Origin of the sequence: Bradyrhizobium sp. WSM2254, from assembly GCF_000472645.1 — a bacterium.
Lineage (GTDB): Bacteria > Pseudomonadota > Alphaproteobacteria > Rhizobiales > Xanthobacteraceae > Bradyrhizobium > Bradyrhizobium niftali.
The window spans coordinates 1-14323 of the sequence record NZ_AXAB01000036.1 but is presented as its reverse complement, the minus strand read 5'-3'; the positions used below and the strand labels follow the sequence as shown (position 1 = coordinate 14323).

The 14323-nt window shown below is 66.1% G+C and carries 12 protein-coding genes; 8 read left to right on the top strand and 4 right to left on the bottom strand.

The genetic code is table 11. The features are described from left to right. Position 1 precedes the first annotated feature (1 nt). From hutU to hutI, 3 genes are read right to left on the bottom strand one after another with little or no spacing between them, the layout of a single operon-like run. Positions 2 to 1672 carry a urocanate hydratase gene (gene hutU / locus A3M7_RS0125400; RefSeq protein WP_027546438.1) on the bottom strand — a complete coding sequence of 557 codons (1671 nt, stop codon included), beginning with the start codon at positions 1670 to 1672 and terminating at the stop codon, positions 2 to 4. A gap of 13 nt (positions 1673 to 1685) precedes the next feature. After that, on the bottom strand, positions 1686 to 3245 hold the full coding sequence (hutH, locus tag A3M7_RS0125395) for a histidine ammonia-lyase (RefSeq protein WP_027546437.1): 1560 nt from the start codon (positions 3243 to 3245) through the stop codon (positions 1686 to 1688). After that, positions 3242 to 4456 carry an imidazolonepropionase gene (gene hutI / locus A3M7_RS0125390; protein ID WP_027546436.1) on the bottom strand — a complete coding sequence of 405 codons (1215 nt, stop codon included), beginning with the start codon at positions 4454 to 4456 and terminating at the stop codon, positions 3242 to 3244. The genes hutH and hutI overlap by 4 nt, the downstream gene beginning before the upstream one ends. A gap of 99 nt (positions 4457 to 4555) precedes the next feature. On the opposite strand from hutI, the gene A3M7_RS0125385 reads away from it, so the two are divergent. The 8 genes from A3M7_RS0125385 (at position 4556) to A3M7_RS0125350 (ending at position 12349) form a co-directional block, all read left to right on the top strand. Further along, positions 4556 to 5914 carry a formimidoylglutamate deiminase gene (locus A3M7_RS0125385; RefSeq protein ID WP_027546435.1) on the top strand — a complete coding sequence of 453 codons (1359 nt, stop codon included), beginning with the start codon at positions 4556 to 4558 and terminating at the stop codon, positions 5912 to 5914. Further along, positions 5911 to 6639 (top strand): histidine utilization repressor, encoded by a 729-nt coding sequence (hutC, locus tag A3M7_RS0125380; protein WP_027546434.1) that lies wholly within the window; start codon positions 5911 to 5913, stop codon positions 6637 to 6639. The genes A3M7_RS0125385 and hutC overlap by 4 nt, the downstream gene beginning before the upstream one ends. Before the next feature lie 110 nt (positions 6640 to 6749). Beyond that, positions 6750 to 7694: an ABC transporter substrate-binding protein gene (locus A3M7_RS0125375; RefSeq protein WP_027546433.1), complete on the top strand. Its 945-nt coding sequence runs from the start codon at positions 6750 to 6752 to the stop codon at positions 7692 to 7694. 70 nt (positions 7695 to 7764) lie between these two features. Beyond that, the gene (locus A3M7_RS0125370) at positions 7765 to 8538 is read left to right on the top strand and encodes an ABC transporter permease (protein WP_027546432.1); all 774 of its coding nucleotides are present in this window, start codon (positions 7765 to 7767) and stop codon (positions 8536 to 8538) included. Then, complete coding sequence (locus tag A3M7_RS0125365) at positions 8535 to 9320, top strand: ABC transporter ATP-binding protein (RefSeq protein ID WP_027546431.1); 786 nt, start codon at positions 8535 to 8537, stop codon at positions 9318 to 9320. The genes A3M7_RS0125370 and A3M7_RS0125365 overlap by 4 nt, the downstream gene beginning before the upstream one ends. Beyond that, a complete protein-coding gene (locus A3M7_RS0125360) occupies positions 9313 to 10545 on the top strand; it encodes a Zn-dependent hydrolase (RefSeq protein WP_027546430.1) in 1233 nt (410 codons plus the stop codon). Before A3M7_RS0125365 ends, A3M7_RS0125360 begins: the two co-directional genes overlap by 8 nt. 18 nt (positions 10546 to 10563) lie before the next feature. Beyond that, positions 10564 to 11277, top strand: coding sequence for a phosphoribosyltransferase (locus tag A3M7_RS0125355; RefSeq protein ID WP_027546429.1), 714 nt, complete (start codon positions 10564 to 10566; stop codon positions 11275 to 11277). A 145-nt stretch (positions 11278 to 11422) separates the two neighbouring features. Beyond that, positions 11423 to 12349 carry a catalase family peroxidase gene (locus A3M7_RS0125350; protein WP_027546428.1) on the top strand — a complete coding sequence of 309 codons (927 nt, stop codon included), beginning with the start codon at positions 11423 to 11425 and terminating at the stop codon, positions 12347 to 12349. A 19-nt stretch (positions 12350 to 12368) separates the two neighbouring features. Here the strand turns inward: A3M7_RS0125350 and A3M7_RS0125345 are convergent, their stop codons facing one another. Next, positions 12369 to 13301, bottom strand: coding sequence for an AraC family transcriptional regulator (locus A3M7_RS0125345; RefSeq protein WP_027546427.1), 933 nt, complete (start codon positions 13299 to 13301; stop codon positions 12369 to 12371). Positions 13302 to 14323 lie beyond the last annotated feature (1022 nt).

Here is a 14323-nt window from a genome sequence, read left to right as displayed (position 1 = left end):
GCTACTTCGCCAGGCTCGGCAGATCGAGCCCGCTGGCGCGGGCGCAGTCGATCGCGGTCTCGTAGCCTGCGTCCGCATGGCGCATGACGCCGGTGGCCGGATCGTTCCAGAGTACGCGCTCGATGCGCTTTGCAGCTTCCGGCGTGCCATCAGCGACGATCACCATGCCGGCATGCTGGGAATAGCCGATGCCGACGCCGCCGCCATGATGCAGCGACACCCAGGTCGCGCCGCTGGCGCAATTGAGCAGCGCATTGAGCAACGGCCAGTCGGACACCGCATCCGATCCGTCCTTCATGGCCTCGGTCTCGCGGTTCGGGCTTGCCACTGAGCCGCTGTCGAGATGGTCGCGGCCGATCACGACCGGCGCCTTGAGTTCGCCGCGCGCCACCATCTCGTTGAAGGCAAGGCCGAGCCGGTGACGATCGCCGAGGCCGACCCAGCAAATCCGAGCCGGCAGGCCCTGGAATTTGATGCGCTCCTTGGCCATGTCGAGCCAGTTGTGCAGATGCTTGTCGTCAGGCATCAACTCCTTGACCTTGGCGTCGGTCTTGAAGATGTCCTCGGGATCGCCCGACAGCGCGGCCCAGCGGAACGGCCCGACGCCGCGGCAGAACAGAGGGCGGATATAGGCGGGAACGAAGCCGGGGAAATCGAAGGCGTTCTTCAGGCCCATATCCTGCGCCATCTGGCGAATGTTGTTGCCATAGTCGAGCGTGGGAATCCCTTGCGCGTGGAAGTCCAGCATGGCCTGAACATGCTCGACCATCGAGGTCTTCGACGCGCGCTCGACTGCCTTCGGATCGGAGGCGCGTCTTGCCTCCCATTCGGCGAGCGTCCAGCCTTTGGGGAGATAGCCGTTGATCGGATCATGGGCGCTGGTCTGGTCGGTGACGATGTCGGGCTTGACGCCGCGACGCACCAGCTCCGGAAAAATCTCCGCGGCATTGCCAAGCAGGCCGACCGAGACCGCCTTCTGCGTCTTGGCAGCATCGGCCATGATCGCGAGCGCTTCGTCGAGCGTTGTGGCCTGGCGATCGAGATAGCCGGTGCGCAGCCGCATCTCGATGCGGCTCGGCTGGCATTCAACCGCGAGCATCGAGGCGCCGGCCATGGTCGCGGCCAGCGGCTGCGCGCCGCCCATGCCGCCAAGGCCGGCGGTGAGGATCCATTTGCCCGCCAGGCTGCCGCCATAATGGCGACGGCCGACCTCGACGAAGGTCTCGTAAGTGCCCTGCACGATGCCCTGGCTGCCGATATAGATCCAGGAGCCGGCCGTCATCTGGCCGTACATCATCAGGCCCTTGCGGTCGAGCTCGTTGAAATGGTCGAGCGTCGCCCAATGCGGCACGATGTTGGAATTCGCGATCAGCACGCGCGGAGCATCGGCGTGGGTACGGAAGACGCCGACCGGCTTGCCGGACTGGATCAGCAACGTCTCGTCGTCTTCGAGCTTGCGCAACGCCGCCGTGATCCGGTCAAAGCTCTCCCAGTCGCGCGCGGCACGGCCGATGCCGCCATAGACGACGAGTTCGCTCGGGCGCTCCGCGACATCAGGATCGAGATTGTTCATCAGCATGCGCAAGGGGGCTTCCGTTAGCCAGCTCTTGGCGCTGATGTCGCTGCCACGGGGCGCGCGGATGGTGCGGTCGTTGTCCAGTCGGCGGTTCATGCGGAACACCTCTTCAGGCAAGTCTCGGAAATGGATCAGATGAGAGCACGCCGATCGCAGCCGCCGGCAGCGCGTCGGCCTCGACGAGTGCGGCTGCCTTGGCGAGGTCGCCGGCCATGTAGCGGTCGGCACCGAGCGCGGGCACCTGTTCGCGAAGCGCGGCGATGACGGCGACGAGCGGCGCGCTGGTCGCATGCGGCGCGCGCAGCGTAATGCCTTGCGCGGCGACCAGGAGCTCGATGCCGAGGATGGCGGCGAGATTGTCCGCCATATCGGCGAGGCGCCGTGCGGCATGCGCGGCCATCGACACGTGATCTTCCTGGTTGGCGCTGGTTGGCGTCGAATCGATCGAGCAGGCGAGCGCACGCTGCTTGTTTTCGGCATAGAGCGCGGCCGCCGTGACCTCGGCGATCATGAAGCCGGAATTGATGCCGGGATCGGGCGTGAGGAACGGCGGCAGACCGAAGTTCAGCGCGGGATCTACCAGCGTCGCGATGCGCCGCTCGCTGATCGCGCCGATCTCCGACAGCGCCAGCGCGAGTGTATCGGCCGCAAACGCCACGGGCTCGGCGTGGAAATTGCCGCCGGAGACGATCTCGCCGGTTTCGACCAGGACGAGCGGGTTGTCGGTGACGGCATTGGCCTCGACGATCAGGGTTCGCGCAGCCTGCATGATCAGATCGAGCGCGGCACCTGCGACCTGCGGCTGGCAGCGCAGACAATAGGGATCCTGCACACGTTCGTCGCCTTCGAGATGCGACAGGCGGATGTCGCTGCCGTCGAGCAGCGCAGTTAGTGTCGCGGCCGCGGCGATCTGCCCGGCATGGCCGCGCAGCGCCTGGATTTCTGGGCGGAACGGCGCCGTGGAGGCCATTGCCGCATCGACCGACAGCGCGCCAGTGACGAGCGCTGCGCGGGCCAGATGAAACGCGCGCAGCACGCCCGAAATGGCATAGGCGGTCGAAAACTGCGTTCCGTTGATCAGCGCGAGCCCTTCCTTGGGGCCGAGCGTCAGCGGCGCAAGCCCGGCGGCAGCGAGAGCCTCGCCACCCGACACGGTCTTGCCGTCGACAATCGCCTGCCCCTCGCCGATCATGACGGCCGTCATGTGCGCGAGCGGCGCGAGGTCACCGGAGGCACCGACCGAGCCCTGCTGCGGCACCAGCGGACAGACACCCCGCGCCAGCATTCCCTGCAACTGCTCGATCACCTCGCGGCGAACGCCAGAGGCGCCGCGCCCCAGCGAGACGATCTTCAGCGCCATCATCAGCCGCACGATCGGCTCCGGCGTCGCCGGACCGACACCGCAGCAATGCGAGACGATGAGGTTGCGCTGGAGCAGCGCGGTCTGGTCGGGCGGGATGCGCTTCGAGGCGAGCTTTCCGAAGCCGGTATTGATGCCGTAGACGGGGGCGTCTGCTCGCGCCGCCTTGGCGACGATCGCCGCGGCCGCCTCGACACGCGGCCAGAACGACGGATCGAGCACGACGGGCTGTCCGGTAAGCACGCGCGCGAGATCGTCCAGGCTGACCGTTCCCGGTTTGACGACGATCGCGGCGCCCTGGTCCGTCACTGTCCCCTCCATACCCGGCGGTGCAGCGGATTGAAGCCGATGCGATAGACGAGCTCGGCGGGACGCTCGATATCCCAGATCGCGAGATCGCACCATTTGCCGGCCTCTAACGTACCGGTCTCCTGGAGCAGGCCGAGCGCCCGCGCGCCTTCGCGGGTGACGCCGGCGAGGCATTCGGCCACCGTCATCCGGAACAACGTCGCCCCCATGTTCATCGCCAGCAGCAGCGAGGTCAGCGGCGAGCTGCCGGGATTGCAGTCGGTTGCGAGCGCCATGTGAACGCCGTGCTTGCGGAACGCCTCGACCGGCGGCTTTTGTGTCTCGCGAATGAAATAGAAGGCGCCGGGCAGCAGCACGGCCACCGTTCCGGCCTTGGCCATCGCGGCCGCACCTGCTTCATCGGTATGCTCGAGATGATCGGCCGACAGCGCGGAGAATTTTGCCGCGAGCGCAGCACCGCCGAGGTTCGACAATTGGTCGGCATGGAGCTTGACTGGCAGCCCGAGTCCCCTCGCCGTCTCGAACACCCGCGCGGTCTGCTCGGCCGAGAACGCAATGCCCTCCATGAAGGCATCGACGGCATCGGCAAGGCCGGCCTTTGCGACCGCGGGCAGCATCTCCTTGCAGACGAAATCGATGTAGCGATCCTTGTCACCATCGGCCTCGGGCGGCAGCGCATGGGCGCCGAGGAAGGACGTGCGGATCGCAACCGGCCGCTGGCGGCTGAGGCTGCGCGCAGCCGCGAGCTGCCGCATCTCGGTCTCGGCATCGAGGCCGTAACCCGACTTGATCTCGACCGTGGTGGCGCCCTCACCCATCAGCGCATCGAGCCGCGGCAGCGCGCTTGCGACGAGTTCGGCCTCGCTCGCCTTGCGCGTCGCGGCCACCGTCGAGACGATGCCGCCGCCGGCGCGCGCGATCTCCTCGTAGCTTGCACCCTTCAGACGCAGCTCGAACTCCTGCGCGCGGTTACCGCCATAGACGAGATGGGTGTGGCAGTCGACGAGGCCCGGCGTGATCCAGCGTCCCGCGCAATCGGTCCGCTTGATGGCATCGGCGTCAGCCGGAAAGTCCGCCGCCGCACCCGCATAGACGATGTGGCCGCCGCGCGCGGCAATCACGCCATGCTCGATCTCGCCGAGATCGGGGCGATCGGCCCGCATCGTGGCGAGGCGGGCATTGTGCCAGATCCGGTCGAAGCGCTCTGCCATGCAACTGTCCCTTCGCGGATGTCCCTGCGCCCTGGGATGCTTGACTTATATGTCTAGACATATAATCGTAAGTCGGTTCTGTCCAGCCGGCGTGTAATCATGACCCGACTGCATTTCGCCTCCGCGCTCCTGCCCTCGGGCTGGGCCAATGACGTGCAGGTGGTGATCACCGCCGGCGCGATCGCGGCGGTGACAGCGGGCGTGGCGCCCGCCGCCGGCGACGAGCGTCACCAAATCGCGCTTCCGGGGCTGGCAAGCCTGCACAGCCACGCCTTCCAGCGCGGCATGGCGGGACTTGCGGAACAACGCGGCGACTCGACCGACACGTTCTGGACCTGGCGCGAGACGATGTATCGCTTTGCGCTGGCGATGACGCCGGACGATGTCGCGGCCGTCGCAACGCTGCTTTATGTCGAGATGCTGGAGCAGGGTTTTACCCGCGTCGGCGAATTCCATTATTTGCATCACGATCGCGACGGCTCGCCCTACGCCGACCTCGCCGAAATGGCCACGCGCATTGCACAGGCTGCCGAAGCCTCGGGTATTGCGCTGACGCTGCTGCCGAGTTTTTATGCGCATGGCTCTTTTGGGGGCGCGGCACCACATGCCGGCCAACGCCGCTTCATCTGCTCGGTCGATCGGTTCGCCGCGCTGATGGCTGCGTCGCGTAAAGCGATCGCAGCATTGCCAGGAGCCAATATCGGCATCGCGCCGCACAGTTTGCGCGCGGTGGCGCCGGACGAGCTCGCGGCGATCATTCCGCTCGCCGACGGCGGCCCTGTGCACATTCACGCCGCAGAGCAGGTCAAGGAAGTCGAGGATTGCCTGGCCTGGTCGAGCCGGCGCCCGGTGCAATGGCTGCTGGAGCACGCACCGGTCGATCAACGCTGGTGCCTCATCCACGCAACCCACACGACGAACGAGGAGGTCACCGCGCTCGCCAAGACAGGCGCGGTTGCCGGCCTCTGCCCTATCACCGAAGCGAGCCTCGGCGACGGCATTTTTCCAGCCCGCGAATTCCTCGATACCGGCGGCCGGTTCGGCGTCGGCACCGATTCCAATGTCCTGGTCGGTGTCGCCGACGAGCTGCGCCAGCTCGAATACGGCCAGCGGCTGAAGCATCGCCAGCGCAACGTGCTCTCCGGCGGCGCGGGCGCCTCGACCGGACGCACGCTGTTCGATCAAGCCCTCGCCGGCGGCTCGCAGGCACTTGCGCAGCCGACCGTCGGTCTTACGTCGGGCGCGCGTGCCGACATCGTCACGCTCGACTCCGCGCATCCGTCGCTCGCGGGGCGTCAGGGCGATGCGGCCATCGACGGCTGGATCTTTGCGGCAGGCAGCGGCGCGATCGATTGCGTCTGGGCCGGCGGCGACAAGGTCGTCGAGGGCGGACGGCACCGGCTGCGTCAGGCCGCGCGCGAGCGCTTCAACGCATCGGTGCGGAGCCTCCTCGCATGAGCCTCGCTACAGACGGCGCGGACCAGCCGACGCTCTACAAGCGCATCCGCGCCGATATCGAGAAGCGCATCTTGACCGGCGAGTGGCCGCCGGGTCATCGCATTCCGTTCGAGCACGAGCTGGTGGCACGCTACGGCTGCTCGCGCATGACCGTAAACAAGGCGCTGTCGGAACTCGCGCAAGCCGATCTGATCGAGCGGCGGCGGCGCGCCGGCTCCTTCGTGCGCCGGCCGCAGCATCAGTCGGCGGTGCTCAAGATCGCCGATATCCGCGCCGAGATCACCGCACTCGGCCGCGCTTACGGCTACGAGCTGATCCATCGCAAGCTGCGCATGGCGACCGCCGCCGACCGTGACCGTCTCGGGGTGAAGAAGGCCGGCAAGGTAGTCGCGATCGCCTGCCGCCACAGCGCCGACAACGTGCCGTTTGCCGTCGAGGACAGGCTGATCGATCTCTCATCCGTGCCGAATGCTGCGACCGCGGACTTCTCGCGCGAACCGCCGGGCTCGTGGCTGCTTCACCATGTCCCATGGACAGAGGCCGAGCACACGATCAGCGCCATCGTTGCGGACGATCGCGCGGCGCAGGCGCTCGACATCGCCGTCGGCGCGCCCTGCCTCGTGATCGACCGCTACACCTGGCGCAGCACACGCACGATCACCGCGGTGCGGCTGCTCTATCCCGGTGACTCTCACCGCCTTGTCGCCCGATTCAAGGGGGGCTGAGAGACCAATGTCGGCACAATTCGTGCAACGCTTCGGGCAACGGTCTGCATGGACCGACACGAACAGATCAACAGGACGTCAATCCATCGATCGGCAAGAGGACGACAATCATGCGTAATTCGAAAGTATTCGTGACAATCATTGCCCTTGCGGCCTCCACTCCGGTGCTCGCCGACGACGTCAAGGTCGGCGTCGGCATCTCCGGATGGACCGGCTTCGCGCCGCTGACGCTGGCGAAGGAAGCCGGCATCTTCAAGAAGAACGGCCTCGACGTCACGATCAAGAAGATCCCGCAGAAGGACCGCCACCTTGCGATTGCCTCCGGCGACATCCAGTGCGCGGCGACCACGGTCGAGACCTGGATCTCCTGGAACGCCAACGGCGTCGCCACCAAGCAGATCTTCCAGCTCGACAAGAGCTATGGCGCCGACGGCATGGCCGTGCGCAACGACGTCGCCGCGATCAAGGATCTGAAGGGCAAGACGGTTGCGGCCTCCGCGCCCGGCACCTCGCCGTATTTCGCGCTGGCCTGGATGCTCAAGAAGAACGGCCTCACCACGAAGGACGTGACCGTGGTGAATCTCGAGCCCGCCGCGGCGGCGCAGGCCTTCGTCTCCGGCCAGAACGACGCCGCGATGACCTACGAGCCGTATCTGTCGACCGTGCGCGCCGCGCCCGACAAAGGCAAGATCATCGCGACTACGCTGGACTATCCGATCGTGATGGACACGTTTGGCTGCACGCCGAAATTCCTGAGCGAGAATCCGAAGGCCGCGCAGGCGCTCGCCAACAGCTATTTCGAGGCGCTCGACATGATCGCCAAGGACCAGGCCAAGGCCTATGAGATCATGGGCGCCGACGTGAAGCAGACCGGCGAACAGTTCGGCAACTCGGCGAAGTACCTGCGCTGGCAGGACAAGGCCGCGAACCAGAAGTTCTTCACTGGCGACTTCCTGACCTTCAACAAGGACGCGGCCGAGCTCCTGCTCGAGATCGGCATCATCAAGGCCGCGCCGAAGGTCGAGGACCTCTACGACGCCAGCTTCATCAAGTAACTTCTGCAAGCTGCCGGTTCCGCCAGGAGGCGGAGCCGGCGCCTGATCGACTATTCGGATAGACAGTTTGATGCGTCCCCTGGATCCCGTGACATCGAGGCAGCGCGTGGCCTATGGCCTCGCGTTCTTCGTACTGTTCGTTGCCCTCTGGTCGTGGGCGACCTTCGGCGGCCATGTGTCGAAGACCTTTCTCGCCAACCCGTTGACGATGGTGCAGGAAGGTTTCGACCTGCTGACGAAGCAAGGCTTCGTGTTCGACATCGGCATGACGATCTGGCGCGTCGTCGGCGGCTTCGCGCTCGCCGCGATCATTGCAGTGCCGTTCGGTGTGCTGATGGGCGCCTACAAGCCGGTCGAGGCCTTTCTCGAACCGTTCGTCTCGTTTGCACGCTACCTGCCCGCCTCCGCCTTCATCCCGCTGTTGATCCTGTGGGCCGGCATCGGCGAGCTGCAAAAGCTGCTCGTCATCTTCATCGGCTCGGTGTTTCAGGTGATCCTGATGGTCGCGGTGACCGTCGGCGCGACGCGCCGCGATCTGGTCGAAGCGGCCTATACGCTCGGGGCCAGCGATCGCGGCATCATCCGCCGTGTGCTGCTGCCCTCCTCCGCGCCCGAGATCGCGGAGATCCTACGGCTGGTGCTGGGCTGGGCCTGGACCTATGTCATCGTCGCCGAGCTGATCGGCTCGTCCTCGGGCATCGGCCACATGATCACCGACAGCCAGGCGCTGCTCAACACCGGCCAGATCATCTTCGGCATCATCGTGATCGGGCTGATCGGCCTCGTCTCCGACTTCCTGTTCAAGGCGTTCAACGCCTGGCTGTTTCCGTGGAAGCTCGCATGACGACGCTGAAGATCGAACAGGTCTCACGGACCTTCCCTGCGCGCCACGGCAATGCGCCGACGAGAGCGCTCGAGCCGACCGACCTCACCATCGGCAACAACGACTTCGTCACCATCCTCGGCCCCTCCGGCTGCGGCAAGTCCACGCTGCTTCGCATCGTCGCCGGCCTCGACCGGCCGACCGGCGGGCGCGTCACGCTCGACGGGCGCGAGGTGACCGGCCCGGGCGCGGATCGCGGCATGGTGTTCCAGTCCTACACGCTGTTTCCCTGGCTCACCGTGCGCGAGAACATCGCCTTCGGCCTGCGCGAGCGCGGTGTGTCGCAGGACGAGCGGCACAAGATCGCCGACGCCTTCATCCGCCAGGTCGGATTGTCCGGCTTCGAGAACCACTGGCCGAAGCAGCTCTCAGGCGGCATGCAGCAGCGCACGGCAATCGCCCGCGCGCTGGCCAATGATCCGAAGATTCTGCTGCTCGACGAGCCCTTCGGCGCGCTGGACAACCAGACCCGCGCCTTGATGCAGGAAATGCTGCTCGGGATCTGGGAGCGCGACCAGAAGACCGTGCTGTTCGTGACGCACGACATCGAGGAGGCGATCTTCCTCGGCAGCCGCGTCGTCGTCATGAGCGCGCGCCCCGGCCGCATCAAGGCCGAGATTGCCATAGACCTGCCGCATCCGCGCTCCTACAAGATCAAGACCACGCCGGAATTCGTCCAGCTCAAGGAACGGCTGGTCGAGGAAATCCGTACCGAGGCGTTGAAGGTTGCCGAACATGCCTGACAATCGTCCATCCTTCGACGGCGCGCGCGTCCTCGCCGACCTCAATGCGCTCCGCGCCATCGGCGCCTACAAGACCGGCGTGCACAAGCCGACCTTCTCCGAGCCGCACAAGCTTTCACTGGACTGGCTGGTGCAGAAGCTGCCCGATGCGCGTCTCTCCGCCGCTGTTGACGGCATCGGCAATGTGTTCGGGACGAGCACCAAGCCCGGCCCGAAGCTTCTGGCGGGCTCGCACCTGGAAAGCCAGAACTACGCCGGCTGGCTCGATGGTCCGCTCGGTGTCGTCTACGCGCTCGAGGCCGCGCGGGTGCTCAATGCCGATCCCTCCGTGCAGGGCGCGGTCGAAGTCGCCGCCTGGTGCGACGAGGAAGGACACTTCGGGCATTTCCTCGGCTCGCGCTCCTATGTCGGGCAAGTGACCGAGGCCGATATCGATGCTGCGCGCGACCGCACCAGCGGCCGCACCATGCGCGATGCGCTCGCCGACATGGGGCTCGCCGGACGCCCACGCATCACCGCCGAGCCGGGACGGCACGTCGGATATCTGGAGGCGCATATCGAGCAGGGTGATACGCTCGAAAGCGGGCAGCTCGCGGTCGGCGTCGTGACCTCGATCGTCGGCATCTGGCAGTACCAGATCAATTTCGTTGGCGAGCAGAACCACGCCGGCACCACCCGCATGGCTGCACGCAAGGATGCCGGCCTTGCGCTGGCCAAATTCTGCGTTGCGATCGACGAGCGCTTCCCGGCCGCGTGCGGTCCGCGCACCGTCTGGACCACGGGCCGCATCACACTCGACCCGGGCGCGCCGAGCATCATTCCGGGTGGCGCCGAAATGCTGTTCCAGATCCGCGACGACAACCCGGCGGTCATTGTGCGGCTGGAGGGATTGCTGAAGGCCATGGCGGACGAGGTCAACGCGAGCGGTCGCTGTACCGTGACCGTGGAGAAACTGCGGACCGGTGCTCCCGCCATGATGAACTCCGGTTTTCAGGACGCGATCGAAGCTGCGAGCAAGGCCGTCGCCGGCGGACGGTCCATCCGCATGCCCAGCGGCGCCGGCCACGACGCGCAATTGCTCGCGACCGTCATGCCCGCGGGAATGCTGTTCGTGCCGTCGATCGGCGGCATCAGCCATCACTGGACCGAGAACACCGCGGACGCCGACATCGTCACGGGCGCGCAGGTGTTCGTCGACGCCTGCCGGCGAATCCTCGGGGGTTAGGCGTCTGATGCCGGCATCATGACCGCAGGCGAACCCTATACCGAGGCTACGACGGGCTATTGGCAGGATCTGACGCCGGAGATCCCTGCACGTTTCCCGGCGACGCCCCCCTATCGCTTCGGGTATCCCGCCACCCTGCCCTGCGGCCGCGTCCTCGTCTTGCCGCTGCGCGAGTTGCCCGATGGCGATCGCGCCGTCGCCTCGCTCATTGCCAATCAAGCTTCAAATATCGTTGTCGCGGCGCTGGCGGACCATATGGCGACGCAGGCGCGCACATTCGATGCCGAAATCGTAGTCGGGCTCCCGACCCTTGGTCTTGCCTTCGCATCAGAGGTCGCCGAACGGCTCGGACAGCCACGCTATGTCCCGCTCGGCTATTCGCGCAAATTCTGGTACGACGACGCGCTGTCCGAGCCCGTGAGTTCAATCACCAGCCCCGACGCCGGCAAAAAGCTGCGGCTCGATCCGAACCTGCTGCCCCTGACCGAGGGCCGCCGCGTGGTGCTGATCGACGATGCGATCTCGACCGGCGCGACTGCGCTCGCGGCGGTGCGCCTGTTGCAGAAGGTCGGCGTCGAAATTGCCGGCATGGTCGTCGCGATGAAGCAAACCAATCGCTGGCAGGCCTCGACCACGGCACTTCCGGTTCGCGCAGTCTTCGGGTGCCCGCTCTTCCAACGTGGCGAGGGCGGCTGGATACCGCTGGCGGAGACGCAACCCGACATTCCCTGATTGGTCAGGCGATTGCGAGCATCGGCACGTGGGCCATCGCGGGGCATGTGTCTTGAGCAGGATCGGGCAAAACCTGACCGCTTTGGGAAAGATCGCGGGTCCGCATCGCGGCTAGAATCCGACTCGCAGATGCGAGAGATCCACCATGGCCGGAAGCCCGAACGATGCCGCAACGCCCGCCTCCATCGTCGACGCCCTGAAGGCCGTCGCCGGCAACCCGCCAAAGGTCCGCGCCAGCTTCGCCAAGGGCTGGTGCGTTCGCGGTACCTACACCCCGTCGGACCGGGCGGGAGAAGTCACCCGATCGCAGAGCTTCACGAGGCCATCGCGCGTGCTGGCGCGCTTCTCGGTCGGCGGCGGCAATCCCAACGTAGCCGACACCAACAATCTGGTGCTGCGCGGCTTCAGCTTTAAGCTTGGCGACGGCGATCACCGCTCGGATATTCTCGCGGAAAGCGCGCCTGTGCACTTTGCTCGAACGCTCGACCAGATGCTGGCCTTCCTCGAGGCGCGCATCCCGGGACCTGATGGCAAGCCGGACATGGCGAAGGTCAAGGCTTTCTCGGCGGCCAATCCCGAGACGCTCAACCAGGCGAACTACGTCGCGGCACGTCCGCTGCCCGGAAGCTTTGCCGGCACGACCTATTGGGGCGTGCATTCCTTTCCGGCGACCAATGCGGAGAACGAGACGCGCTTCATCAAGTTCAAGGTCGTCCCGGCCCGCGGCGAGATCACGCTGACCGAGGACGAAGCCAGGACGAAGCCGGCCGACTTCCTGCACGACGATCTCGGCACGCGGATCGCTGCGGGCAATGTCCGCTTCAACGTGATGGCGCTGCTCGACCGCCCCGGCGACCCCACCTTGGACGTGACCATGCGCTGGCCGGACGAGGATCATCGCGAAGAGGTGCGCCTGGGCACGATCGTGATCACCGGCTTCGAGCCGGACGAGGCCTGCGACGCCTCCATCTTCAATCCGGCCAACCTCGCAGATGGCATCGGTCATCCGCCGGACGAGATCTTTGCGGCGCGGCGGGCCGCCTACGCGATCTCACTCGCGAAACGCCGCTGAGGACGGAAGGCGCCCGGCGTCACGTCTCGCCGTTCGACGCGCCGAGCGACTCGCGGCGCCACGCGGCCGGGCTGACGCCGACGATCGAGGAGAACACGCGCGTGAAGTGACTCTGGTTGGCAAAGCCGGCCGAGATCGCGATCTCCGACAGCGGCAGGTCGCGGACGCTCATCAACTGCTTGGCGGCCTTCACGCGCTGCTGAAGCAGCCATTGGTGCGGCGGCACACCGACCGAGATTCGAAACGCGCGGGAGAAATGGCTGACCGAAAGGTCGAGCTCGGCCGCGATCCTCTGCAACGAGAGCTTGCCGCCGAGGTCCGACTCGAGCCTCTCGCAGGCGCGTTTCGCCTGCCATGGCGCGAGACCGCCGCGCGCGAGCCCGGACGTGCGCTGGAGCCCGCCATAGGTCTGGGCGACATGGGCGGTCAGCCCGAGCATCATGTGATCGATGAAGAGCTGATTGGCCTCGTCCGGCCGACGCAGGCCCTCCTGCAGCGACGCGCCGATGTGGCGGACGATTCGGTCGTCATGGCCAACGCCGATCTGGCAGTCGAGCTCGTCAACGCGCGGCGCGTTGCACTGTTCGGCGATGCTGTCGAGCGCCGAACGTGGAATGTAGAAGAACAGCGAGTGGAACGGCTTGTCGATCACGTAGCGCGGATCGCGCTTGAGGTCGTACAAATAGGTCGTCCCCGCATGGACGTCCGCGGTCATGATGCATTTGCCGCGCTCCCAGAGCTCGCAATCCGGGTAGTCGTGGAGCTTCAGGCTGACGAGAAAGGCGTCTTCGGCGGCGAGCGATCCGGACAGGCCAGCCACCGGGTTGTCATTCCGGGTTTCGGTGATCGCAAGCTCGGCGCTGCGCAGCGAGCGGGTGACCAGCGAGGGCGGCGCATCCTTCAAGCGCAGGAACTGCCCGAGCCTCTGTCCGTAGGCGCCTGCCTGTGTCATCGGGTCATTCCTTCCGCGGAGTCCAAGTGCAGGCCACAGCGCCCCGCAATTTCCGGAACGCATTATCGGACATCTGCCGGCGGCTGTCCACGCGCGCAGCTATCGCTCCGGCACATTCACATCGGCGCAGCAGGACGATTTCGCAGCAACCTCAACGCGGATGTGATGTTCCGCCCATCCGGAAGCTGATCACGCATTTTCACAAATGCACGACAAAATGCCGCGACGTCCCGTGCAGGTGTCGCAGCGTTAGAACGAGGTGCCGCCGCCGCGGCGGGATTCTGGATTGCTTCCGCCTTCGCTAAAGCTTCGGCGGACAAGTCGCTGCGCTCGCAATGACGGAGCAAGGTGCATCGGCTTCTTCTCCAAGTCGCACTGTCATTCCCCGCGAAGGCGGGGAATCCAGTACGCCGCAGCCTCTCGGCTCCATCACTGCCGTCTCGGAGTACTGGATCGCCCGGTCAAGCCGGGCGATGACAGCGAGGGTGTGGTTGCAGACACGCCTTCCCGTCCTCGCGGCGCATTTCGCCCGAGCTTTGCTTCGTCNCTCCACCCTCTAAACCAAGAGGGCGCAGGGAAGGCCGGGTGCTGACCTNGCACCCGCGGTCCGCTGCGCGAAAAGCACACGCAGGAGAAACCGCACAGCAGCATACAGGTGTAGCCAATCACTCGGCCCTCCCTGCGCAGTGGTTGGACGGCTTATGCCGTGCTCTCCCGGGAGCCGAGTTCCTTTTGGCCTCCCTCGCCTTCGCGGAATTCACCGACGCCGCGCCGGTTGACGCGACTGCCGCCTCCGCAAGAGCTTGACCGTAGCAACGACGGCCAGGACCACACGGTTTTGCCGTACGCACGGCCCGCCATTTCGCCGCGGTTTTTCCAGCCCTGTCGACGGAGCCGGAAACCTGCTGGCGAGACGAACCTGTCAGCGCCGTTCGTCCGCACGAAGCCTTGGGGCTCACGGAGAGCAATCCGCCCTGCCCCACGCCTCTCGTGCCCGACGCTGCCGCGTCCACCGCAAGCCC